Source organism: Oculatella sp. LEGE 06141, assembly GCF_015207605.1.
In the GTDB taxonomy this organism is placed as follows: Bacteria; Cyanobacteriota; Cyanobacteriia; order Elainellales; family Elainellaceae; genus Oculatella.
This window is the reverse complement of the sequence record NZ_JADEWO010000039.1, coordinates 21,863-45,955: the sequence shown is the minus strand read 5'-3', so window position 1 is coordinate 45,955 and position 24,093 is coordinate 21,863. Positions and strand designations below refer to the sequence as shown.

Annotated in this window: 17 protein-coding genes and 2 tRNA genes; 11 read left to right on the top strand and 8 right to left on the bottom strand. The window is 50.3% G+C overall.

All coding sequences use genetic code 11. The features are described from left to right. Positions 1-43: 43 nt before the first annotated feature. The 4 genes from IQ268_RS22290 to IQ268_RS22275 form a co-directional block, all read right to left on the bottom strand. Entirely contained in the window at positions 44-403 is a 360-nt protein-coding gene (locus IQ268_RS22290; RefSeq protein ID WP_193883856.1) for a hypothetical protein, read from the bottom strand. Further along, complete coding sequence (locus IQ268_RS22285) at positions 381-1,931, bottom strand: AAA family ATPase (RefSeq protein WP_193883854.1); 1,551 nt, start codon at positions 1,929-1,931, stop codon at positions 381-383. The genes IQ268_RS22290 and IQ268_RS22285 overlap by 23 nt, the downstream gene beginning before the upstream one ends. 135 nt (positions 1,932-2,066) lie before the next feature. Beyond that, positions 2,067-2,711, bottom strand: coding sequence for a 50S ribosomal protein L25/general stress protein Ctc (locus tag IQ268_RS22280; protein ID WP_193883853.1), 645 nt, complete (start codon positions 2,709-2,711; stop codon positions 2,067-2,069). Between the two features lie 175 nt (positions 2,712-2,886). Then, entirely contained in the window at positions 2,887-4,227 is a 1,341-nt protein-coding gene (locus IQ268_RS22275; protein ID WP_193883851.1) for an adenylosuccinate synthase, read from the bottom strand. A gap of 269 nt (positions 4,228-4,496) precedes the next feature. Between IQ268_RS22275 and IQ268_RS22270 the strand changes: the two genes are divergently transcribed. The 7 genes from IQ268_RS22270 (at position 4,497) to IQ268_RS22240 (ending at position 12,840) form a co-directional block, all read left to right on the top strand. Next, positions 4,497-5,528, top strand: a complete 1,032-nt coding sequence (locus IQ268_RS22270; RefSeq protein WP_193883849.1) for an adenosine deaminase — start codon at positions 4,497-4,499, stop codon at positions 5,526-5,528. A gap of 334 nt (positions 5,529-5,862) precedes the next feature. Further along, the gene (locus IQ268_RS22265) at positions 5,863-6,642 is read left to right on the top strand and encodes a hypothetical protein (protein WP_228035630.1); all 780 of its coding nucleotides are present in this window, start codon (positions 5,863-5,865) and stop codon (positions 6,640-6,642) included. A gap of 125 nt (positions 6,643-6,767) precedes the next feature. Further along, positions 6,768-7,733, top strand: coding sequence for a bestrophin family protein (locus IQ268_RS22260; protein WP_193883847.1), 966 nt, complete (start codon positions 6,768-6,770; stop codon positions 7,731-7,733). A 398-nt stretch (positions 7,734-8,131) separates the two neighbouring features. Then, a complete protein-coding gene (locus IQ268_RS22255; RefSeq protein ID WP_193883845.1) occupies positions 8,132-9,838 on the top strand; it encodes an ABC-F family ATP-binding cassette domain-containing protein in 1,707 nt (568 codons plus the stop codon). 105 nt (positions 9,839-9,943) lie between these two features. After that, on the top strand, positions 9,944-11,542 hold the full coding sequence (gene gpmI, locus IQ268_RS22250) for a 2,3-bisphosphoglycerate-independent phosphoglycerate mutase (RefSeq protein ID WP_193883843.1): 1,599 nt from the start codon (positions 9,944-9,946) through the stop codon (positions 11,540-11,542). Between the two features lie 128 nt (positions 11,543-11,670). Beyond that, positions 11,671-11,910 (top strand): preprotein translocase subunit SecG, encoded by a 240-nt coding sequence (secG, locus tag IQ268_RS22245; protein WP_193883841.1) that lies wholly within the window; start codon positions 11,671-11,673, stop codon positions 11,908-11,910. Positions 11,911-11,919: 9 nt separating this feature from the next. Further along, positions 11,920-12,840 (top strand): matrixin family metalloprotease, encoded by a 921-nt coding sequence (locus tag IQ268_RS22240; RefSeq protein WP_228035629.1) that lies wholly within the window; start codon positions 11,920-11,922, stop codon positions 12,838-12,840. A 13-nt stretch (positions 12,841-12,853) separates the two neighbouring features. On the opposite strand, the gene dxr is transcribed toward IQ268_RS22240, so the two are convergent. Continuing rightward, positions 12,854-14,074: a 1-deoxy-D-xylulose-5-phosphate reductoisomerase gene (gene dxr / locus IQ268_RS22235; protein WP_193883840.1), complete on the bottom strand. Its 1,221-nt coding sequence runs from the start codon at positions 14,072-14,074 to the stop codon at positions 12,854-12,856. Positions 14,075-15,063: 989 nt separating this feature from the next. On the opposite strand from dxr, the gene IQ268_RS22230 reads away from it, so the two are divergent. From IQ268_RS22230 to IQ268_RS22215, 4 genes are all read left to right on the top strand, one after another. Further along, on the top strand, positions 15,064-18,474 hold the full coding sequence (locus IQ268_RS22230; RefSeq protein ID WP_193883839.1) for a putative Ig domain-containing protein: 3,411 nt from the start codon (positions 15,064-15,066) through the stop codon (positions 18,472-18,474). A gap of 270 nt (positions 18,475-18,744) precedes the next feature. Then, positions 18,745-19,845: a hemolysin family protein gene (locus IQ268_RS22225; protein WP_193883838.1), complete on the top strand. Its 1,101-nt coding sequence runs from the start codon at positions 18,745-18,747 to the stop codon at positions 19,843-19,845. A gap of 67 nt (positions 19,846-19,912) precedes the next feature. Beyond that, positions 19,913-19,994 (top strand) — tRNA-Tyr (locus IQ268_RS22220). Positions 19,995-20,079: 85 nt separating this feature from the next. Continuing rightward, positions 20,080-20,151, top strand: a tRNA-Thr gene (locus IQ268_RS22215). A gap of 91 nt (positions 20,152-20,242) precedes the next feature. Here the strand turns inward: IQ268_RS22215 and IQ268_RS22210 are convergent. From IQ268_RS22210 to IQ268_RS22200, 3 genes are all read right to left on the bottom strand, one after another. Then, complete coding sequence (locus tag IQ268_RS22210) at positions 20,243-21,616, bottom strand: GH1 family beta-glucosidase (RefSeq protein WP_193883837.1); 1,374 nt, start codon at positions 21,614-21,616, stop codon at positions 20,243-20,245. A gap of 56 nt (positions 21,617-21,672) precedes the next feature. Next, complete coding sequence (locus IQ268_RS22205) at positions 21,673-22,806, bottom strand: glycosyltransferase family 1 protein (RefSeq protein WP_193883836.1); 1,134 nt, start codon at positions 22,804-22,806, stop codon at positions 21,673-21,675. Between the two features lie 118 nt (positions 22,807-22,924). Next, positions 22,925-24,076: an NAD-dependent epimerase/dehydratase family protein gene (locus tag IQ268_RS22200; protein WP_193883834.1), complete on the bottom strand. Its 1,152-nt coding sequence runs from the start codon at positions 24,074-24,076 to the stop codon at positions 22,925-22,927. Positions 24,077-24,093 lie beyond the last annotated feature (17 nt).

Genomic DNA, 24,093 nt, shown 5'->3' with positions numbered 1-24,093 from the left:
GAAACACAGTGCTGCCCCCCTTCGTGCTGCGCTCTGACAATCGCTAGCGTCGCCGGGAACGGCCAGAACGGCGAGAGGGTCTACGGCGAACCCATTTACTCATCCAGTTGGACGACCGTGCATCGGTTTCGTTTGCGTCCCGGCTGTTCCACGTTCTGATGCGGCTGAATCCTAATCTGGCTCGGTTGAAGATCGAACCTGTTTCAGGTTTATCGTCGGCAGTTGAGCTATCTTCCTCAAGGACAAAAGTTCCCTTCAACCAATAGACAAGAAAGCCGCCAGCGCCGCCAGCGATCGCTCCCATCGTCAAGCTGATGAGGGCAGAATAGCCCATCAAGGCAAACCCGATGAGGAAGATTAGCCAAATTTGCAGCCCGGCGTTAACGCCCTCGTTTGAGTTCATGCTGTAGCCATTCCTGAATTGCTCCAACCTCCTGCGCCGTATTCACTATTGTGACGTAAGCCTGCTCTTGTGGGCTAAATGGGTCTACCGATTGGTGCGACAACAGATCGGCGGTCGCGTCGGCGATGTCTCCCTGCCGTTGCTGCAAGCGATCGCGCAGCATCTCCAGCGGTGCATTGCAGTGGTAGATCGTCAGCGGAATCTGTTCGGCTACAGCCTGAGCGATCGCCGCTTGTCGTAGCGGTTGGCGATCGTATTTTGCATCTAATATCACCGTATATCCCTGCTTGGTCAGCTTGATCCCCAGATCGAGCAATCGCTCATACGTCTTTTGGCTCATGTCTGCTGTATACAAATCGTCGTCGCCCCGCTGATGCAACGGAATGCCGCCCAAGTGTTTACGAACCGCATCAGAACGAATATGCACGGCTCCAGTCACATTTGCCAATAGCCGAGCGGTGGTACTCTTTCCCGATCCAGATAAGCCACACATCAAAAACAGCCGACCCTGGCGCGGCTGCGAATAGTTCCATGCCAGTCGATAGTATAGCGCTGCCGACTCTGCGGCTTTTTGTTTCTCGGCCTCTGGAACTGCCGGATCGTTGAGCAAAAACGAAATGACCTTGGCTCGAACGTAGGTTTGACGGCTGACGTAGATGGGCAAAACTTGTAGCCCATCCCAATCCCCGGTTTGCTCTACATAAGTATTCAGAAATAGGGCGCTGAGATCGGGGCGGTGACGGGCTTCTAAATCCATCACGATGTAGGCGATGTCAAATATGACATCCACAAAGCGAAACGGTTCGTTGAATTCAATGCAGTCAAATAGCAACAGTTGGTTTTCCCAGTAGCAGATGTTTCTCAGGTGCAAGTCACCATGACATTCACGAATCCAGTTATTTTGCCGGCGCTCAGCAAACAGTGTTTCCTGTTCAGCGAAGAAGCGATCGGTGTATGCCTGAGTTTCATCAAACTGCTGCTGCGTTTGTGGCCCGCCAATATACTGAGCCGTTTGTTCATAATTTTCGTCGAAGTCGTGACGGATGGAAGGCACTTCACCGAACGTGCGAATGTAGTCGTTAGTGGTTGCGTTCAGGTGAAAGGCGGCGATCGCTTTTGCCAAATCCTGCAACAGGTCTTCGGTCAGTTCTCCGCGATCGAACATGCTGGTTAGCAAGGTTTCTTGAGGAAACTGCCGCATTCGCACAACATACTCAACAGGTTCCCCATCGCCAAGGCCAAATTGCTCTCCTTGCTGCGTCACAGGCAGAACGTCAAGATATAGTGCCGGAGCGCCCCGTTGGTTCAAACGCAGCTCTTCCTCACAAAAATGCTGTCGCTTTTCCAGGGTGGAATAGTCGAGAAAGCCAAAATTTACCGCTTTTTTGACCTTATAGGCATAGTCTCCCGTTAAGAACACATAGGAAACATGGGTTTGAATTAGAGGAATGGGAGTCTGCACTGGATGAGGATAAAACTCCGGCTGCATCATCTGCTGAATTAGAGGCGGAAGAGTCGTATCGGCCATGTTTTTCGTGAGCCTATAGCGTAGGGTTGCCTGGATAACATTAAAAAGCCAGAGGTCACCCTCTGGCTCAGAAAAAAGCCAAGTTAGTTATCAACCTGGTTAACTGCTGTGTTCCTAAACGAAGGAAACCGAACGTTAGGATTCTGACTCAGAGCTATCTTCACCCATTGCAGCCAATGCTTCGGCCACTTCAGGAGAGGTTTCCTCCGTGGTTTCTTCGCCCACGGTTGGAGCCAGCACACTCACCACAACGCGATCAGGTTCGCCTAATGCGGTTACGCCCTTGGGCAACACTAGCTCATGCACATGAATGGCATCTCCGATTTTCATGTCTGAAACGTCAATCTCGATCGCTTCAGGAATGTTTTCAGGAGCGCACTCCACCTCAAGTTCGTTAAGAACCGTATCAAGGGCACCGCGATCGGTCTTCACACCAACGGCTTCCCCAACAAAATGCAGCGGTACTGTGACTTGAAGATCGCCATGTCCTGCTACGGCAAAGAAGCTGAGATGGTAAACATCACCCCGCCAGGGATGGGTTTGTACTTCTCGTAAGAGCGTTGACCCTTTCCAGGGAACATCGGTCACGTTGAGCTGAATGAGCGTATTGTTGATCGATGCTTTTTTGACGATAGTAGAGGCTGTTTTGGCATCAAGCGTCAACGCGATCGATTCGGTTCCATTGTGACCATACAAAACAGCAGGCAATTTCCCTTCACGGCGAAGGGCATTGTTCTTACTTTTCGGCGCACGTTTTTGACACTGAACGGTGAGTTCCATAGGAAGTCGCTACCTAAATAACATGAGTAAACATCTAAAAGGGAAACCTGCCGAAGCGTGAGTAGCAGCAGAAATCACTAGGGTTGAGAGTTAAACGTCGCGGCTCACCTGACGTTAAACCCCACCGGAGGCGAGGGTTTATTTGCTGTTTTGTGCGGTTGCTGGCTGCTTGGGCTTATACTCCTGCCGCTCGAACGACACCATTGCTGTCTAACAAGGCTCGCTTTGGACCGTGAATTGGGTCTTCCACAATAATCGTTTGGTCGCGGCTGGCACCCAGGGAGACGATCGCAATCGGCACCTCCATCAATTCTGCCAGGAACTTGAGGTAATCCAGGGCTTGATGGGGAAGGTCGTCCAGCGATCGGCAGTGATCTGTCGATTGCTTCCAACCGGGCAGCGTTTTGTAAACGGGTTGACAACGAGCAAACCGACGGGCATTGCTGGGAAAATCCTGACAACGTTGACCGTCGATGTCGTATGCTACACAGACGTTAATCTCGTCTAGCTCATCTAGCACATCTAATTTAGTGATGGCAAGACAGTCTAGCCCGTTGGTGCGAACGGCATAACGCCCAATTACGGCATCAAACCAGCCACAGCGTCGCTTGCGTCCGGTGGTTGTGCCAAATTCGGCACCGCGATCGCACAGCAACTCTCCCATTCTGCCATTCAATTCGGTTGGGAAGGGGCCTTCACCGACGCGAGTGGTATAAGCCTTGGCGACACCAATGACGCGATCGATCATGGTTGGCCCTACGCCAGAACCCACACAAGCACCGCCCGCTATAGGGTTAGAAGATGTGACATAGGGATAGGTACCATGATCGAGGTCGAGTAGAGTTCCCTGCGCTCCCTCAAACAAGATATTGCGCTTCTGGCGAACCGCCTCGTAAATTCGTAATGAACTATCGACCACATGTGGACGTAGCCGCTCAGCATAGTTCAAGTATTCTTCAATGATCTCATCCGGATTGAGCGGCGGCAGATCGTAAAGCTTTTCTAAAATGACGTTTTTATACTCGATCGTCCAGCGCAACTGGCTTCGCAACCCAGATGGGTCCATCAAATCGATCATGCGAATGCCAATCCGCTCGGATTTGTCGGCATAGGTCGGCCCAATTCCACGCTTCGTCGTACCGATTTTATGGCTACCGCGTCGTTCTTCAGAGGCTTGATCAATCAACCGATGATACGGCATGGTCACATGCGCCGTTTCGGCAATCAGCAGGTTTTGGGTAGAGATATTCAGCGCTTCTAGCTGATCTAGCTCCTCAATTAAAGCCTTAGGATCGATAACTGTTCCACTGCCGATCATGCATTCCGTATCGGGATACAAGATTCCAGATGGAATTAAGTGCAGCTTAAAGGTCTGGTTGTGGACGACGACAGTATGACCGGCATTGACACCGCCCTGGTAGCGGACAACGACATCTGCTGATTTGCTCAACAGATCTGTAATCTTGCCTTTTCCTTCGTCACCCCATTGGGCACCAATAACAACAACGTTAGCCAAGAGATTTCTACTGCTAGAATGCAAATATTACACAAACTCTAATTATTGACAGCTATTGCGGCGGCTGTCAACGTTGTTTTCAGAGTTGTCTGTTCTCCAGATCACATTGAGTCGATCTAAGAATAGATCGGGTGGTGCTAGCTAGCCAGAACAACCCATCCCTAACCGCCAGACGGCGCGTAATTGAGCCAATTCAATGGCTGCCTTATAAATACTGCTTTAGTTCTTTCGTTTTCTGTTCACTCAAACTAATACAACGAGAGGTTCCTGTGGCTTTACATGCTGAATTGCACCGCCATTTGGGTGGTTCAGTTGTACCTCGTGTTTTGTGGAGGTACTTCCAGCGAAATCGTACTGATTTGGCGCAACCGTTTTCCAACTACGAGGGGTTTGAAGATTTTTACACCAAGCCCCGCAACACTCTGGACGAATATCTGGAACTGCACACGCTGGTTGAAGGTGTACAGACTGACGAAACCCTACCTTACTTTGTTTACCGCTTGATGCGTGGGGCTTATATTTTCGAGAGTTTGGCTTATTTGGAGTTGCGGTACACGCCCTACCTGCGAACTCCAGACCACCTGAGCCAGTCTGAACGGATTGACCGCATGACTGACATCGTTGAGATTGTAGGTAAGGCCAGCCAGATTGGTGAATATCCGATTGTGACCAGCCAAATTCTCTGTATGCATTCTCGCTTGCCCTATGAGGTGAACCGGGCGATCGTAGATCTAGCTGCTCAAATGCAGCACTACGTTTGTGGCGTTGACCTGGCTGGGGGAGATGCTTACTATGCCGATCGCCTAGATGAGTTTGTGGAACTATATGCCTACGCCCAATCTTGCGGGTTGAAAACCACCGGGCATCTTTATGAGACGACAGAGGGCTGCTATCCTGAACTGCTGCCTTACCTGATGCGAATTGGACATGGGATTCAAATCCCGCTGCGGCACCCAGACCTGTTGAAGCAAGTAGCTGCACAGGGGCAGTGTTTGGAAGTGTGCCCCACCACTTATTTAAAGACTGGCACGCTAGAGAGCATTAATCAGTTAAAAGTAGTGTTCGATCGCTGCTTTGAGGCTGGAGTTGACATTGCCATCTGCACAGATAACGCTGGACTGCACAACGTTCGTCTGCCGTTTGAATATGAGAGCTTGTTGACCCACGATGTGATCGACTTTCACCAACTGCAACTGTGTCAAGACGCGGCGTTTCGTCATGCATTTGCCTGGACACATAAGCAGCCCCCAGCGTCGATTTTGAGCAATATTCTCAATCCAGAACTGAAGCCAGTGGGCTAGACTCCCGTAGTAGAGCGGGCATTGTCACTCTACGAAACGCTACGAAACTGTCTATCAAACTGATTCGTTCCCCGGGGCGATCGCTGGCTTCTAGTTGGGTTGGCTTAGATCGGGTCGCTGGCACCTGGCGGGCTGACCCATCTTCAGCGTGCAGGTTGGGTTTAGCGTTCGCGGCACCCAACCGATGCAAAAATCAGGGTTTTATGTCAGTCAGCCCGCTCTGCACTGCCGCTTACACCGCTATTCGAACGTTCTGCGGTTGTGACTTCCGACCGATGACAGGATAGACCAGGCGCGATGTGATTCAAACACGCTCTGTTTACGGGGTGACAGATTGGTTCTTGCAATATACCTGTCTCAACTATCGTGGTCACGTCCTGATGACTCATTTCTACCAGTCCTTCTGGCGATCGGGTTGGCAGCGGTTCATTTGTTTGCTGGAAATCTACGAGGGTTCAGAGTCATTCCCCGAAGTTCCTGGCTATCGCTTGCGGGTGGTGCATCCGTTTCCTATGTGTTTGTGCATATCTTTCCAGAGTTGAACTATCACCAAAGAGCATTTGAACAAATGGGTGCTTCCCTGGTTGGTTTCTTCGAACACCATGTTTATCTGGTGGCGTTGGTAGGCTTTGCTGTGTTTTATGGCCTGGAACGTTTTGCCATCACATCTCGGCAGCAAAATCGCCAGAACAAGGGGGGAGATGTAACTAGCCCCCGTGCTGCTATCTTGCATATTGCTTCGTTTGCTCTGTACAACGCGCTGATTGGCTATCTGCTGGTTCATCAACAACTATCTGGATCGGGGGAACTCATTCTGTTTTCTGTGGCGATCGCGCTCCATTTTGTGGTGAATGATTACGGGCTACGAGTTCATCACAAAACAGCTTACGACCGAATTGGTCGCTGGCTACTGGCGGCAGCGGTGATATTAGGCTGGGGCGTTGGGCAGCTTACCAGCATTCACGATGCGGCGATCGCGACCCTGTTTGCGTTCCTGTCGGGTGGAATCATCCTCAACGTGCTGAAAGAAGAACTACCAGAAGAAAGGGAAAGTCGCTTTTGGGCGTTTGGGTTGGGCGCAATCCTCTATACCCTGTTGCTGATTGATTATTAGCTAGTGCGGCTCGGCTAACGGCTGATCCTGGCTCAAGTCAACAAAATCCGTTCGACCAGACAGAAGCCGTGTGGCAGCCTATCGTTTTAACTAGAGGAAATTAAGCAGCTTAATTCGACTAATCTATGGCAGAGAAAATAAACTGGTTTTTCAGCGCAATGCAGCTTCGTGGCTCTGTTTTTCCTATTATTTTGCCTCGAATACTCTTATTTGGAATACTCGGCTTTTTAGTTTCGGCTGTTTACTATTTTGAACTGCCGATTGAAGTTGAAGATTTAGGAGAAATTACTAATAATGTTGCTTTTAATCTGGTTTTAGGTTTGTTGCTTGTGTTTCGAACCAACACAGCCTACGACCGATTTTGGGAAGGGCGAAAAGCATGGGGTACGTTCGTCATTAACATTAGAAATTTAGCCAGAGAGATTCAAACTAGCGTTTCGGAGACCGACCAACTGAGTTCATTGCTGAAGGACTCTTCGTTACGGTTGCTGCCAGCGTTTGCGATCGTCACCAAGCTTCACCTGCGTCAGGAGCCGTTGAATCAAGAGCTGCTGGATCTGGTCACTCCCAGCGCTCGCGATCGGCTGAGTCAAGCGCAAAATCCACCGCTAGAAGTAACCTTATGGCTTGGCAATAATATTGAGCAGTTATATAAACAGGGTCATATTGATCCAACTCATCGCCTGATTATGAGTAATCAGCTCAGTAATTTGATCGAAGGATTGACCACCTGCGAACGAATTCTAAAGACTCCGGTTCCGGTTGCGTATGGAATTTATCTCAAGCGGTTGCTGTTAATTTATTGTGGATTGCTGCCCTTTAATCTGGTGGATATTCTCAACTGGTGGACAGGATTTGCGGTTGCTTTAATCAGTTTTGTGTTGCTGGGAATTGAAGAGATTGGCAACGAAATTGAAACCCCGTTTGGCAGCAGTTCAAACGATCTGCCGCTGGATGAGCTATGCCAAACGGTTAGGGATAATGTTGAACGAACCCGGCTGCTAACCCCTGGCGATCGCTCGTTCCCAACGCTGGGTCAAGTCACCGCATCTGATCCCCAATCATCCTTTCCAGCCACGCCCACAAGTTAAACGTTGAATGCTCTGCGAATGCCCTACAAACCACCTTCTAAAGGATGCTGATGGGACGTTCCTTGCCTCCAAAGCCTCTGAGGACAACGGAAAAGTTGCCCATTCTGGTGAGATTAGCGCCTGCGGTAGCCAGAAAAGGGGGTGGTTCGGCAATCAGCACTTTTAAAACATCCTCCAGGGTGAAACCAGGGCTGACTCAAAGGTGAACTATAAATTAAAATTTCTTAAAGTTGGGTCACTGATTTAGACTGGCACTTAAGGACTGAAGCAGAAAGGCATAGCTCGATCGCCTGGTGCGTTTAGGCTCAAACTCGGTGGCTTGGCGAGTTAAACCTGATCTAAGTCGTTGGCTTTGGCTGATCAATCACAATAAGAAGTATTGAATTGGGAGACACTTGATGCTGCGCCTGGAACACATTGGCAAAATTTATTCGACGGGCGAAGTACTCAAAGACATTAATTGGGAAGTTAAGCCTGGCGATCGCATCGGTTTGGTTGGGGTAAACGGTGCCGGAAAATCGACTCAGCTCCGCATTATTGCTGGAGAAGAAGAACCAACCTCTGGCGAAATTATTCGTCCGGCGCGGTTGCACATTGCCTATCTCACGCAAGAATTTGAGGTCGATCCTAGCTGTACCGTGCGAGAAGAGTTCTGGACGGTGTTTGGTGAGGCCAACCGGGTACAGCATTCCATTAATCAGGTGCATCACGATATGCAAACCGCCAACCCGGAGCGGTTAGATGAACTGATTCACCAACTCGATCGTTTGCAACGACAGTTTGAAGCACTGGACGGGTACGGGTTGGAATCTCGAATTGAACGAATTTTGCCCGAAATGGGTTTTTCGATAGAAGATGGCGATCGCCTGGTCAGTGCCTTTAGCGGCGGCTGGCAAATGCGGATGAGTTTGGGCAAAATTCTGCTGCAATCGCCTGATTTATTGCTGTTAGACGAGCCAACCAACCATCTCGATCTGGAAACGATTGAATGGCTGGAAACCTACTTAAAAGGTCTGACCACGCCAATGGTCATTGTTTCCCATGACCGGGAATTTCTCGATCGCCTCTGCACCCAGATCGTTGAAACAGAGCGTGGTGTCTCAACCACCTATTTAGGCAACTACACCGCCTACTTGCAACAAAAAGCAGAAGCGCAACTGGCGCAACTCAGCGCCTTCGAACGGCAGCAAAAAGAACTAGACAAGCAGCAAGCCTTTGTCGATCGATTCCGAGCCAGCGCCACCCGCAGCACCCAGGCCAAGAGTCGAGAAAAGCAGCTTGAGAAAGTAGAACGCATTGAAGCCCCCACCGGCAACCTGCGATCGCTGCATTTTCGCTTTCCGTCTGCGCCTCGTAGCGGTCGAGAAGTGGTGATCATCAAAGACCTGGTACACACCTACGGCGAAAACATCCTGTTCTTAGGTGCCAATCTGCTGATTGAACGGGGCGATCGCATTGCCATTGTGGGGCCAAATGGAGCCGGAAAATCAACTCTGTTGCACTTGATGATGGGCATGGAGCAGCCCGCTGAAGGCAGCATTAAGTTAGGGGATCATAACATTCTCCCCAGTTATTTCGAGCAAAATCAGGCAGAAGCACTTGACCTCGACAAGACTGTGATGGACACCATTCATAACGAGGTACCCGACTGGAAAGATGAAGACGTGCGAACCCTGCTTGGCCGGTTTCTATTCAGCGGCGAGGTCGTCTTCAAACCGGTTTCTGCCCTCAGTGGAGGTGAAAAAGCCCGTCTGGCGCTCGCCAAGATGTTGCTGCGTCCGGCAAATTTACTGATTCTTGACGAGCCGACCAACCACCTTGATATTCCTGCAAAGGAGATGTTAGAAGAAGCTATCCAGAACTATGATGGAACCGTCATTATCGTTTCCCACGATCGCTACTTCATCTCTCAGGTTGCCAACAAAATTGTGGAAATTCGCGAGGGTGACCTACTGCTATATCGGGGCGATTACCACTACTATTTAGACAAACTAGCAGAGGAAAAAGAGAAAGCTAGACTGGAAGCAATCGCGGCTCAAAAAGCGGCTAAAGACGCTGAAAAGCGAGAAAAGCAGAAGCAAAAAGAGAAGGCGAGAAAGGGCTAAGAGGTTAAGGCCAGCATAGGGGCGAAGATTTTCTGCCGTCCTGCAAATAGACTCAAAGCCTGAATGGTATCATTGCTAAAAAATGTTAACTATAAGGATCTCTACATGGCACAGGCGTCGGTTTCTCCAGTAGTGCTAGTGATCTTAGATGGTTGGGGTTATCGTGAAGACACCGACGGTAACGCTGTCACAGCCGCTAACACCCCAGTTATGGACAGTTTGTGGGCCGCCTATCCGCATACGCTGATTCGGACATCCGGCAAAGCGGTCGGATTGCCCGAAGGGCAAATGGGAAATTCTGAGGTTGGGCATCTAAACATTGGTGCCGGGCGCGTAGTCCCTCAAGAGCTAGTTCGCATCACCGATGCCGTTGAAGACGGCACGCTGCTTAGCAACTCAGCGCTTGTTAAAGTCTGTCAAGAGGTGCGCCTCAACAACAGCAAGCTGCATTTAATTGGGCTGTGTTCCGATGGGGGTGTTCACTCCCACATCAACCATCTGCTAGGATTGCTCGACTTAGCCAAAGATCAATCTCTAACCGATGTATGCGTTCATGTCATTACCGATGGGCGAGACACAAAACCGACAGACGGGTTAGCCACTGTTGAGAGACTTCAAGATTATATTTCACAGCTTGGGGTGGGACGCATTGCTACCCTGAGCGGTCGTTACTACGCGATGGATCGCGATCATCGCTGGGATCGAACGCAAAACGTCTATGATCTGCTGACCACCGACGGCGAAGGAGAAGGGCGATCGGTTCTAGAGGTGCTACAAGCCTCCTACGACAACGGGGTGACCGATGAGTTTGTTTTGCCTACTCGCATTTCCAGCGGTGCAGTTGAACCGGGCGATGGCATCATTTTCTTCAACTTCCGCCCCGATCGCGCTCGCCAGCTAACTCAGGTTTTTGTTGATCCCAACTTTCACGGGTTCGAGCGGGAACTGATCAAGCCCCTCTCTTTTGCGACGTTCACCCAGTACGATCCTGGCTTTCCGGTTTCAGTGGCGTTTGCCCCGCAAAACCTCAACAATATTTTAGGAGAGGTGATTGCTCAGCACGGGTTACGCCAATTCCGGACGGCTGAAACCGAAAAATATGCTCACGTCACCTATTTCTTCAACGGCGGCATTGAAGAACCGTTTGCCGGAGAAGACCGAGAATTAGTCCCCAGTCCAATGGTGGCCACGTACGATCGCGCTCCAGAAATGTCTGCCCGTCAGGTGACTGATATTGCGGTGGCGGCGGTTGAAAAACAAATCTATTCGCTAGTGGTCATTAACTACGCCAATCCTGACATGGTGGGGCACACCGGTCAGATCGATTCGACCATTCAAGCGCTGGAAACGGTCGATCGCTGCTTAGGGCGACTGCTAGAAAGCATTAGCAAAGCGGGCGGTACAGCTATCATTATTGCCGACCACGGCAACGCTGAGTGTATGTGGGATGAGCAGGGCAACCCCTGGACAGCGCATACTACTAACCCTGTTCCGTTCATCCTGGTGGAAGGTGAGGGACGGAAGATCCCTGGACATGGTACAGATGTAACTCTGCGTTCAGATGGCAAACTGGCCGACATTGCGCCCACCATTCTAGATATTCTGAAACTGCCTCAACCTGCTGAAATGACCGGGCGATCGATGATTCAGTCGGCAGGCTTTGACGTACGTTCAAACCGCAGTCCGGTTCGAGTTTCTCTCTAACGCAGGGCGACTCTGTAGAATAGAAAGGTTAATCCTACTCAGTCGTCAGGCTGACCAACGGTTGCTTTTCCCAGGAAGGTGACGCAGAGGTACGGCTGAGCTAGTTTGAGAGCTACATCGGTTTTACTATGACACTGGTTAAAGGGTTGGAACTGATTTGGGGATTGTCTGCTCTAGGGCTGATTATCCTGGTGTTATTGCATAGCCCTAAGGGCGATGGGCTGGGGGGTTTGGGCGGTCAGGCTCAGCTTTTCACAAGCACCAAAAGTGCTGAAACGACTCTCAACCGGGTAACCTGGACGCTTACAGCTCTGTTTATGGGGCTAACAGTGGTCTTGAGTGCTGGCTGGTTGGGGCCGCAGGTATAAGGCACCTGCTTGACTCTTCTCTTAAGCGAAGCAACGCTAAAGCGAATGCACTCAGCCGTTCGTCTGTGGCTCAAACGAGCAAAAACCTGCTTTGGTCGATCGCAGATAAGGGTGCGGTGGCTTGGGTTGTGGCTGTCGATCGCCATATGTTCAGGCGGTTTAATCATCAGCGTTCATTTGCTGGTTGCGCCATCTGCACGGGCACAGGATGCTGTGTCTCCTCCTCCGAATTTGGAGGCGCTTCTTCCTGTTGCCTCTCCACATCCATTGCCCCCCGCTTTGATGAACTGGCGCGATCTGGAACATCAAGGCGATTACTTTTCAGAAATTGAGCCGACTCGATTGGGGTATTTGGTGTGGTCGCGGTTTCCCGTGCGAGTTTACGTTGAACCCGCCGCGCTAGGTGTTGAAACCGATCGCTCCCAGGTTTGGGTTACTGCGGTTCGGCAAGCAGTAGACGACTGGAGTGCTTACCTGCCTCTGGAATGGGTTGACTCACCCGAAGATGCAGATATTTCGGTTTGGCGCAGCGCTCCACCATTGCAGGTCAGTCGTCCGTCTGATGTGCAAAACCCAGGGCAGATCCCCCTGCGGGCGCGTTCGGCGGAAACACGGTATGAGGTCTATATCGATCGCCCGGTGAACGCCCAAGCCGTTTTATCGCATCGCTTTACGATTCAGCTCAGACCGGGTCAATCTGCAAACTACATTACAGCTGCAGCTCGTCATGAACTAGGCCATGCCTTGGGGCTTTGGGGGCATAGCTTGCTCGACAGCGACGTGATGTATTTTTCCCAGGTGAGAAATCCGCCGGCCATCTCGGTGAGGGATATCAATACCCTTCAGCGGATCTACGAGCAGCCGACTCGCCTGGGATGGGTCTTGCCATACGATAGTCCCTCATCAATGAGAACCAACGGGGCGGAATAACCGAAGCGTTGGGTTAGACTGCTTTTACCGCAGGAGATTGAGCCGACCAAACTGTTGTACTGTCCTGGCTTAGTTTGGTGCTGGTGGCTAAAACTTGCTGCCGTGCCCATTGATCGATCGCCACAATATCGTCAAGGCTGGGATGGGCATCGTTATTCGCTTGATGGCGATCGCACGTCTGCTCAATCAGCCTGGGAATATCAAGAAACTGAATTTTTTCAGCTAAAAACAGAGCGACGGCCTGTTCGTTAGCCGCATTTAACACCGCAGGCATGGAACCCCCGGCGCGTCCAGCCGCATAGGCAAGCTGCATACAGGGATATTTTTGATGGTCGGGTTCTCGAAAGGTTAAAGTACCCACCTTAAATAAATCGAGCCGCTCCCAGTCCGTAAAAATTCGCTCTGGATAGGAGAGGGCATACAAAATAGGTAAGCGCATATCGGGCAAACCAAGCTGCGCCAGCACTGACGAATCCTGAAGTTCAATCAGCGAATGAATAATGCTTTGAGGATGAATCACAATCTCGATGTGGTCGTAATCTACCCCAAATAGGAAGTGGGCTTCAATCACCTCCAGACCCTTGTTCATCAGCGTGGCAGAATCGATGGTGATCTTTTGTCCCATCGTCCAATTTGGATGCTTCAACGCATCTGGAACTGTAACGGCTGCGAGTTGCTCGGTGGGCAAATCTCGGAATGCGCCTCCTGATGCCGTCAATAGAATTCGCCGTAAGCCCCCTTCTGGCACCCCTTGTAAGCACTGAAAGATGGCTGAATGTTCTGAATCGGCAGGCAATAGTTTTACCCCGTGCTTTTGAATCAGCGGCAAAACGACTGGCCCACCGGCAATTAATGTTTCTTTGTTTGCCAAAGCGATGTCTTTGCCAGCTTTAATTGCAGCGATCGTTGGTAACAACCCAGCACAGCCAACAATGCCTGTTACCACTACTTCTGCTGTTCCATAGCCCGCAACTTCTATGACTCCCTCTTCGCCCGCCAGCAAAATCGGTTGAGGGTCAAGGTCAGCGATCGCTTCTCGCAGTTTGGGCAACTGGCGAGTATCGCAAATAGCCACTATTTCAGGCCGAAATTGGCGAACTTGCTGGGCTAGCAGATCTACGTTCTGCCTGGCTGCCAAGCCCACCAGTCGAAACTGATCAGAATATTGGCTGACGATATCAAGCGTTTGAGTTCCGATAGAGCCAGTGGAGCCAAGCAGTGTAATCGCTTTCACAATAAATTCAGATTGAGCAGCACCTCCACTATAAAATGACTGGGACTCGTTTTCTATACTCTTCCAGGCAAACGGTCTTATCTTCTACACAACATTGCAGATAATTTGCGTTGTATGTGATGATATTCGCTGATTTTTAGGGAATTCTAGGGATTGAATAGAAGCGATCGCTACCACCGAATGCTCGCTATTTAATCTCATATTCAAACCCAGTTATTGAATCAACATCTGTCAATATCTGCTAGTTGAATTTGAGTAAGTTGCATATTTCCAGGCTTTTTATACTGAAGACAGTAGTTCTTCTACGGCAAGCCTATCTCTTAAAAAAAGAGGTTGAAGAGGTTGTGATGAATTAAAAATCACTTTCCTCTTTCAGGAAAAATGATGGATATATTAATATCTAATGCCTGAGTTTCACTATTATCAAACAGGTGACATATCTGGTCAAAACTAACTACGACTGATGCCATATTATTAACTGCAAGTCTGCTGTTCTATGGTTGAGCAATAGAACGTACTATCTTTAACATCTATTGATTCATCTCAAATTGGAGCTGAATGAATTAGAGAATAGTTTAAGAGGATAGCGGTTTACTGCTCAAGCCGCACTCTTTAAGCATTCTCGAAAAGGGTTGAGCAAATTTGAACTGCCTCTTGTTTGCCGCAGGTATTAGATCCTCAATTCTGAGTTTCAATGTGAATCCTCAATTGAATAAGACTGTTGAAGCAGAAACGGTCTTTGATTTTCTGCCTGGGGAATTGAGGGAGCTAATGCGCCCATCTTCTCTTCAAATAGCTTTTTGTTTGGCTGATTGTTATCGCAACACCTGCTTCTAATTCACATCGCTTGACTTGATGTCGATCGCATGGCTGACGTGCGAGTGTGTCCGTTTCTTTGGCCGCATTTCTTCTAGTCAATAACTAGTCAATAACTAGTCCGCAATAGTTGTATTTCTTCCGTTTCTTAAAGCGAATTAGGCTTCTTTGTCATGGCTAACAGCAATCCCACCGTTACTCCAATTCAAAATCAATCGGCAACTGAAGATGTTTTCTTCGGCTTAAATATTAGCAGTAACTTCTCTGACGCTGACAAAGATATACTCACTTACACGGCAACAAATCTGCCTGACGGATTGAGTATTAATTCCGTCACTGGAGTAATTGACGGCAAGCCGACCAATGATGCCGTTGGGGTACGCACCGTCACGGTTACCGCAAACGATGGTAAAGGTGGCATTGTTAGTACCACGTTTAGTATCACGGTGGTGAACACGAACGACGCGCCGATTGTCACCACTCCAATCAGCAGCCAAACCGCTACGGAAGACAGCCCCTTCAGCCTTGATGTCAAACCCAACTTCAACGACATTGATGTCGGAGATGTGCTGAGCTACTCTGCGGCAGGATTGCCCGATGGGCTGTCGATCAACGCCACAACTGGCATCATCAGTGGTTCTCCAACCAATGCAGCAGTAGGTACACGAACCATCACCGTAACGGCCAGCGATGGCAAAGGTGGCTCAGTCAGCAGCGCCTTTTCGATCACGGTGATCAACACCAATGATGCACCAACGCTGCTATCGCCCATCGTTGATAGAACAGCCACGGAAGACACCTTCTTCAGCATGAATGTCAGCAGCAACTTTGCTGATATTGATGTGGGGGACGTACTGACCTACTCGGCAATGGGGCTACCCGATGGGCTGACTATCAGCAGTAACGGTGTCATCAGCGGCAAGCCAACCAATGATGCGGTGGGTGACAACCTGGTAAAGGTGATTGCTAACGATGGCAAAGGCGGCACGGTTGAAGCAAGCTTCATCATCAAGGTCGCGAACACGAACGATGCGCCGATTGTCACAACTCCAATCAGCAGCCAAACCGCTACGGAAGACAGCCCCTTCAGCCTTGATGTCAAACCCAACTTCAACGACATTGATGTCGGAGATGTGCTGAGCTACTCTGCGGCAGGATTGCCCGATGGGCTGTCGATCAACGCCACAACTGGCATCATCAGTGGTTCTCCAACCAATGCAGCAGTGGGTACACGAACCATCACCGTAACGGCCAGCGATGGCAAAGGTGGCTCAGTCAGCAGCGCCTTTTCGATCACGGTGATCAACACCAATGATGCACCAACGCTGCTATCGCCCATCGTTGATAGAACAGCCACGGAAGATGCTCCCTTTGCAATGAACGTCAGCAACAATTTTGCTGATATGGATGTGGGCGATACGCTTACCTACTTTGCGGCCAACCTGCCGGATGGGTTAGCCATCAACGCGACAACTGGCATCATTAGTGGTTCTCCGACCAATGCGGCGGTTGGTGTACGAGAGGTCACTGTAACAGCCAGTGACGGTAATGGTGGTACGGCGAGTAGCGTCTTTAAATTAACAGTCATTAATACCAACGATGCTCCGCTGGTTGCTGTTCCGATTCCCGATCGCACCGCTCTAGAAGACAGCCTGTTTACGTTTGATGTCAGCAGCCATTTTGCCGACATTGATGTTGGAGATGCCCTCACCTATATGGCCACAGGCTTGCCGACCGGATTAAGCATTGATGCCAATACCGGCATTATCAGCGGCACTCCAACCAACAGCACGGTAGGCATTAGCACAATTAAAGTAACCGTCAGCGATCGCAAAGGGGCAACGACGAGCGATACCTTTCTGCTGACGGTGCTGAACACCAACGACGACCCAACTGTTGCTACTAAAATTCCTGATCAACAGGCGATCGAAGACCAGCCTTTCACCCTCAATATCAGCAACAACTTTACCGATATTGACGTTGGAGATACCTTCACTTTCTTTGCCACCGGGCTGCCAGATGGGTTAAGCCTCGACTCGGCTACAGGATTGATTAGCGGTTCTCCGACCAATGCAGCAGTGGGCAACCGTACAGTAACCGTGACGGCCAGCGATAACAATGGCGGTGTGGTAAGTGACTCGTTTGTGATTTCGGTTGCCAACACGAACGACGCTCCCACTGCTACTCCTATTCCTGCTCAATCAGCCACCGAAGACAGAGCGATCGCGCTGGACATCACCAGCTACTTCTCTGACATTGATGTGGGAGATGTGCTCTCCTACTCGGCGATGGGGTTGCCCAATGGCTTAAGCATTAGCAACGCCGGATTGATTAGCGGCACTCCGACCAATGCAGCAGTAGGCAGCCATACCATCACGGTTATTGCCAACGATGGGAACGGTGGTACTGTCAGCAATCCCTTTGTGATCACGATCGCTAATACCAATGACGATCCTATTGTTGTCACGCCTGTGGGACAACAAAATGCGATCGCAAACGTTCCCTTTGCCGTCAATATCAGCAGTCACTTTGCCGATATTGATGTCGGCGATACGCTGACGTATTTTGCAGTTGATTTACCAGAGGGGTTAAGTTTGGATGCGAGTACAGGCATGATCAGCGGTAAAACTGCGGCGATCGGCACGAACGCAGTTTCTCTGGTGGTCACGGATGGGAACGGTGGCATGGTTGAAAGTGTGTTTGACCTTACCGTTTCTGCTAACGTAGCTCCGGTTGTGGGCAGTCCGGTTCCTGATCAAACGGTCGCCGCCAACACACGCTTCAACTTTACGATTGCGCCTAATACCTTTAGCGATGCCAACGTGAGTGATGTTTTGTCTTTGACGGCCAGTCTCGATAACGGCAACAGTTTACCGACCTGGTTAAGTTTTGATCCATTGACTCGCACGTTCAGCGGCACCCCTGGCAGCAATCAGGTTGGTACGCTGAACGTCAAGCTGACCGCAACGGATCGGGCGGGTGAAATGGTGAGCGATAGTTTTCGGCTCACTATCAATTCGCCTGTTGTTTCGGGAGGGGGTGGCGCAACGAATACAGGCGGCAATACGGGCGGTAGCGGTAACACCAGTGGCAGTACAGGTGGCAGTACGGGTGGCAGTACGGGTGGTACTGTTGGCGGCGGCAGTATTGGCGGTGAGACTCCCAGTTCAGGAAGTGGTGTCATTCGAGGATCGGAAGGAAGCGATCGCCTGATCGGCACCAGCGCCAAAGATGTGATTGAAGGGCTAGGCGGCAAAGATACGTTAATTGGTCTGGGTGGCAACGACAAACTGATCGGCGGTAGCGGCAACGATAAGCTAATAGGCGGAGCAGGTAGTGACAAGTTAGTGGGGGGCAAAGGGCGAGATAGCTTTGTTCTGGAAACTGGCTCTGGTAAAGATGTCATTCTCGACTTCACCGATCGCCAAGACAAGCTAGCCCTGTCGAAAGGGATGAGCTTCGACAAGTTAAGAATTGCACAGCAGGGACGCAATACGACAATTAGTATCGGTAGCGATCAGTTGGCTATTTTGACAGGCGTTCAAGCGAACCAAATCACAGCAGCTGACTTTACAAAAGCCTGACCCCTGGCAAATACTTGATTTTATAGAGCGGAAGAGACAGGATACGCTTTCTGTTTCTTCCGCTTCTTTGTATTGTCTCCCAGTCCAAAACCACCGTTTTTTTGCAACGAACTCTACCAACCGATTTTCGCACTCTCAATTTTTGGAGCTTAATATCGGTTTAAGGAGATCATTTCCTTGCTCCCGGAACGTGTTCTTCGTAACCTGTACTGATGGCTTGCACTAAGCCATAAGCCTCTTGTGATTTCTCCGTTTATTTCAGTTCCCCTCATGCTTGCCCAAGTTGGTCCTCTATTAGGGGATACCAAACTGGATATCGCCATCCTGGTGTTGATGCTGGTCTTGTCTGCGTTCTTTTCTGGTTCAGAAACCGCGATTACAGCTCTCGATAACCTCAAGCTGCGTGCCCTAATTAAAGAAACTGGCGATCCTAGCAAGATGTTTACGCTGGTTTTGGAAAAGCGAGCACGGTTCATCACCACCCTTTTAGTGGGCAACAACCTGGTGAATAATTTTTCTGCCATCCTCACCAGTAATTTGTTTGCCGTGTGGTTTGGTGGTGCTGGGGTTGGGCTTGCCACGGCTGTGGTAACGCTGCTGGTGCTAATTTTTGGTGAAATTACGCCAAAATCGTTGGCAATCAACAACATCATGCCTATTTTTAGGCTAGCGGTTCGCCCAATCTACTGGCTCTCGAGGGCGCTATCGTTTTTTGGCATTACGCAGTTTTTAGAGGCGATCGCCCAAGCCGCCATTCGCATTTTTCAAGGTAATGTGGTGCAGCAGGGAGAGTCTGTCAAAGATCTCCAACTCATGATCGAAATTTTAGGCGGCAAAGGCCAACTGGATCTCAGTCAACATCAGTTACTCAATAAGGCACTAACCCTCGATCGGGTCAGCGCTCGTGATGTCGTTAAACCTCGGGTTGACATGCGGACGATATCGCATGAGGCTTCTTTGAACGATTTGGTCAATCTCTGTTTAGAAACCGGCTATTCGCGTATTCCTGTGCAGGAAGAATCGAAAGATGCAATTGTTGGCATTGTGCATATCAAACGTGCCCTGCAAGAATTGAAAGCGTTACGGCAGGAAAACCAAACCGATGGCCTGGTGACTCGAGCAATGGACCCGCCCGTCTATGTGCCCGACATCAAGCGCGTGGCCGACTTGTTGAAGGAAATGCTCCAACAGCGGTTGCATATCGCGATCGTGGTCGATGAATACGGCGGCACTGTGGGGCTAGTTACTCTGGAAGATATCCTGGAAGAGTTGGTTGGTGAGATTTACGATGAGAGCGATTTTCCATCCCGCATTCACCGTAGTAGCGGCAGTCAGCGCCGCTTTGGTCGTGGGTCGCGATCGCCTCTTTGAAAAAAGATTGGCAAAACAGTAGAACATAGCTTGCAAGTATGTTACTATCAGTATCCGTGGAATGGGCGGGTCGGTGCCCGAGTGGTTAATGGGGGCGGACTGTAAATCCGCTGGCTACGCCTACGCTGGTTCGAATCCAGCCCGGCCCATCCACGTAAACCTTTGGGTTTTAGGTTACAAGGTTTAAATTGGTGTAAGATCAAAAACCGTAGATCTACAATCCAGGTTTGGTTTGCCCGTGTGGCTCAGTGGTAGAGCACACCCTTGGTAAGGGTGAGGTCACGAGTTCAATCCTCGTCACGGGCTTTTATATTGTTGCGTACATTCGCACATTAAATGTCGCGAACGTCAACGTCACATAGCAACGGTTGCAAGTTACCCTGCTCTGTAGGGGTAGCTACACTACACGGTTCTGGCGAATGCATTCGGCGTACCAGTGATAACTACTTTTGGGAATGCGCTCTTGCGTGGTGTAATCGGTGTAAACAATGCCAAAACGGCGATCGTATCCCCATGCCCACTCAAAGTTATCCATAAAGCTCCAGAGAAAATAACCCCTGAGCGGATAGCCTTCGTCGATCGCCCGATGAGCCGCTTTAAGATAGTTTCGTAAATAAAAGATGCGATCGCTATCAATGACTTCTCGATCGGCGGTCAGTTCATCCTGGACAGCACAGCCGTTTTCGCTAATGAAAATGGGGAGATTAGAGCATCCAGGTGTTTCATTAACGTAGCGAATCCCCCAGTACAGGCTATCTGGCGAGATGTTGAGCCAGGGCATGTCTAGCTTGGGATAGCTCTTCGGAAAATTTAGAATTTCATAGCCCTGCTCATTGTCGGCAGCTCGCACGTAGACCCCAAAATAAATATTGAAGCCAAAGGAATCGAGCGGCTGATGAATGGTTTCCAAATCACCCGGTTGAATCTCTGGTGCGTCGTCTTTTAAGCGTTCCAATAATGCAGGATGGTAAGCTCCGGTCAAGGCAGGAACGACAATGCCACCGTTTGTAGAAAATTCAGGGAAGGCGGTTTGAGCCGCTGCTACATTGGCGGGCGACTCGTCTATGGGAATGGGAGGAACAAAGTTATCGACCAGAGACACTTCGCAAGGCACGGGTGAGGCAGCTCGAATAGCCTGACAGCCCAACCCGTGCGCTAATAAGGCATGGTGTGAGGTTTGCCATACATCTTTGATGCGATCGACCCTGGTTCCCGGCGCATGAACCGGATCGGCACTAACGGCATAGCCCATGTGGGTAAAACAAGCAATTTCGTTGATTGTCATCCAATGGGTGATGCGATCGCCCAACCGACTCACGGCTGCTGTAGCATAATCGGCAAAATCGGTGGCCATTTCTCGACTGCGCCATGAGCCATATAAGTCTTCCAGGGCTTGTGGACTGTCCCAGTGAAACAGCGTGGCGTGTGGCGTAATGCCGTGGTCACGCAAACAATCAACCAGCCGCTTGTAAAAATCAATGCCCGCTTCATTCACCGTTCCCCGACCGTCTGGCATAATGCGAGACCAGGCCAGACTAAAGCGGTAGTGCTTTACCCCCAGCGCCGCCATCAGCTTGATATCCGACAGGTAACGGTGGTAATGGTCGCAGGCGATCGCGCCTGTATCGCCATTGAGCGTGCGTCCGGGAGTAGCGCTAAAGGTGTCCCAAACGCTAGGCTTACGACCATCCTGGGCAACGGCTCCCTCAATCTGGTAGGACGCAGTTGATGTGCCCCACTGGAAATGGTCTGGAAATTGGTAGCTCGGCATTGGTTAGCAATGGATGGCGGGTGTACGATTCATCCCATCTATCCACACCTTGCTAACTAAGCGGCAGTGGGTAGAGATTGGGCAGCAAGAATGGTTTGATAATAGCTCACTAATTGGCGAGTAGCCGCAGGCCATCCCCAACGTTCGGCTTCGTCTCGCGCATTTTGCCGCATGGTTTCACATTCATGTCGCTGGCTCAGCAGCCGCTGAGTCGCTCCGATCGCCCCTCGTTCGTCGGTTGGGTCAAACAGGTAACCATTTACCCCATCCGTGACAATATCAGGAATACCCCCTGCTCTGGCTGCCACCACCGGGCAACCTGCTGCCATCGCCTCCAACAACACCAGCCCCAGGGTTTCCGTGCGCGACGGAAAAATAAATGCGTCTGCCGATGCAAAGGCCATTGCCAAATCTCGCCCTGTCAGGTATCCCACAAAGTGGGTCGGCGTGTCGGCAAAATGCCGCTCTAGCTCCAACCGATAGGGGCCATCCCCTACCAGAGCCAGTCTCGCCTCTGGAATCGATTCCAGAACGGGCTTAATGCGGTCAATTTCTTTTTCAGCCGACAACCGCCCGACGTATAGCAACAACGGACTTTCGGGATGCCCCTGGGAGAGGTGCGATCGCATCTCTTGACTCGTCAGATTCGGCTGGAACAGTTCTGTATCTACCCCACGCTGCCACAAAGCAACCCGCTCAATGCCATGAGTGGTCAACTCCTCTTGCATGGCGGTAGAGGTGCATAAGTTAAGTTCGGCCTGGTTGTGCATTGCCTTCAGCAGTTCCCACAAAACCCCTTCCAACATGCCTAGACCGTAGTGTTCTAAATACTTGGGCAGGTGGGTATGGTAAGAAGCGACCAGCGGCAGCTTTAAGCTTTTGGCGTAATACAGTCCAGCCAGTCCTAGAACGGCAGGGTTCACAATATGAACTAAATCGGGCTGAAACGTTTCCAGTGCTTGCCCAATCGAAGGACGAGGCAGCGCCAGCTTCAGTTCAGGATACAACGGCAACGGAAATCCAGAGACTCCATAAATTTTGGCACCCCTGTATTCAGTTAATCCACCATCAGGTGAGAACACAAGCACCTGATTTCCGAGGCGTTGCAGGTGGTCAACGGTATGGCTTAGACGGGTAACAATGCCATCAACCTTGGGCAAAAAGGTTTCTGTGAACAGGGCAATTCGCATACAAACGCAATCGGCAATTGGCTTAAGGCAACTGACTAAAAACAACTGGAGCAGATATCAAGGCACCAGAAACCCGGTGATAGGAGAAGTCGATCGCCCATCACCACGTTTCAGTTCATTATCCCTTCCATTTCACCTTGGGCAGAATCTGGTTCTCATCGACTCGATGCTTGTACTTGATGCTGAAATTCAACAACGAGTCAAGGAGCGAATCAGACAGGTAATGCGGCTGCAAACCCAAGTCCAGCAGGTTGGTATTTTTGGCGTTGAAGTAGTGTTCTTCTAGCTCAACCCGTGGGTTGTCCAGGTGTTTAACATCAATATTGAGACCTAGAGCGTTCCCAGCTTTTTTCACCATAAGCGCCAGGTCGCCAATACTGAACATTTCAGTGAACTGGTTAAACACGCGGAATTTGCCAGCATCAGCCGGATTTGCGATCGCCAACTCGATACAGCGCACCGTGTCTCGAATGTCGAGGAACCCTCGCGTTTGCCCACCTTTACCGTAAACCGTGAGAGGGTGCCCGATCGCCGCCTGGATACAGAACCGATTTAAGGCGGTACCAAACACGCCGTCATAGTCTAAACGGTTAATCAACAGCTCATCCATGCCGGTTTCTTCGGTCAGCACACCATACACAACCCCCTGATTCAGGTCAGTAGCCCGCAAACCCCAGATTTTGCAAGCAAAGTGAATGTTGTGGGAATCATGTACTTTACTGAGGTGATAGAAAGAGCCAGGTTGCTTGGGGTAAGGTAGGGTGTCTTTCCGTCCGTTATGCTCGATGGTAATGTAACCTTCTTCGATATCGATGTTGGGGGTGCCATACTCGCCCATCGTACCGAGCTTAACCAGATGGCAATCTGGGAAACTCTCGCGCATAATGTAGAGCAAGTTCAGCGTTCCAACCACATTGTTGACCTGGGTTAGAACGGCATGTTCGCGATCGATCATAGAGAAGGGAGCCGATCGCTGCTCACCAAAATGCACAACTGCTTCTGGTTCAAACCGATGCATTGCATCGTGGAGAAACTCGTAGTTGGTGATATCTCCAACAAACAGGTCGATCGACTTGCCCGTTAAATCTTTCCAACGTTGGAGCCGTTGCTGGATAGGAGCGATCGGAGTTAGGGTTTCAACGCAAAGAGTCGCGTCCCAATGCCGCCGCACCAGGCTATCCAAAATACCAACTTCATAACCTCGATTGGAGAGGTAAAGAGCGGTTGCCCAACCGCAGTAGCCATCGCCGCCAATAACTAGGACTTTCATCTGACTGAGTCTTGATT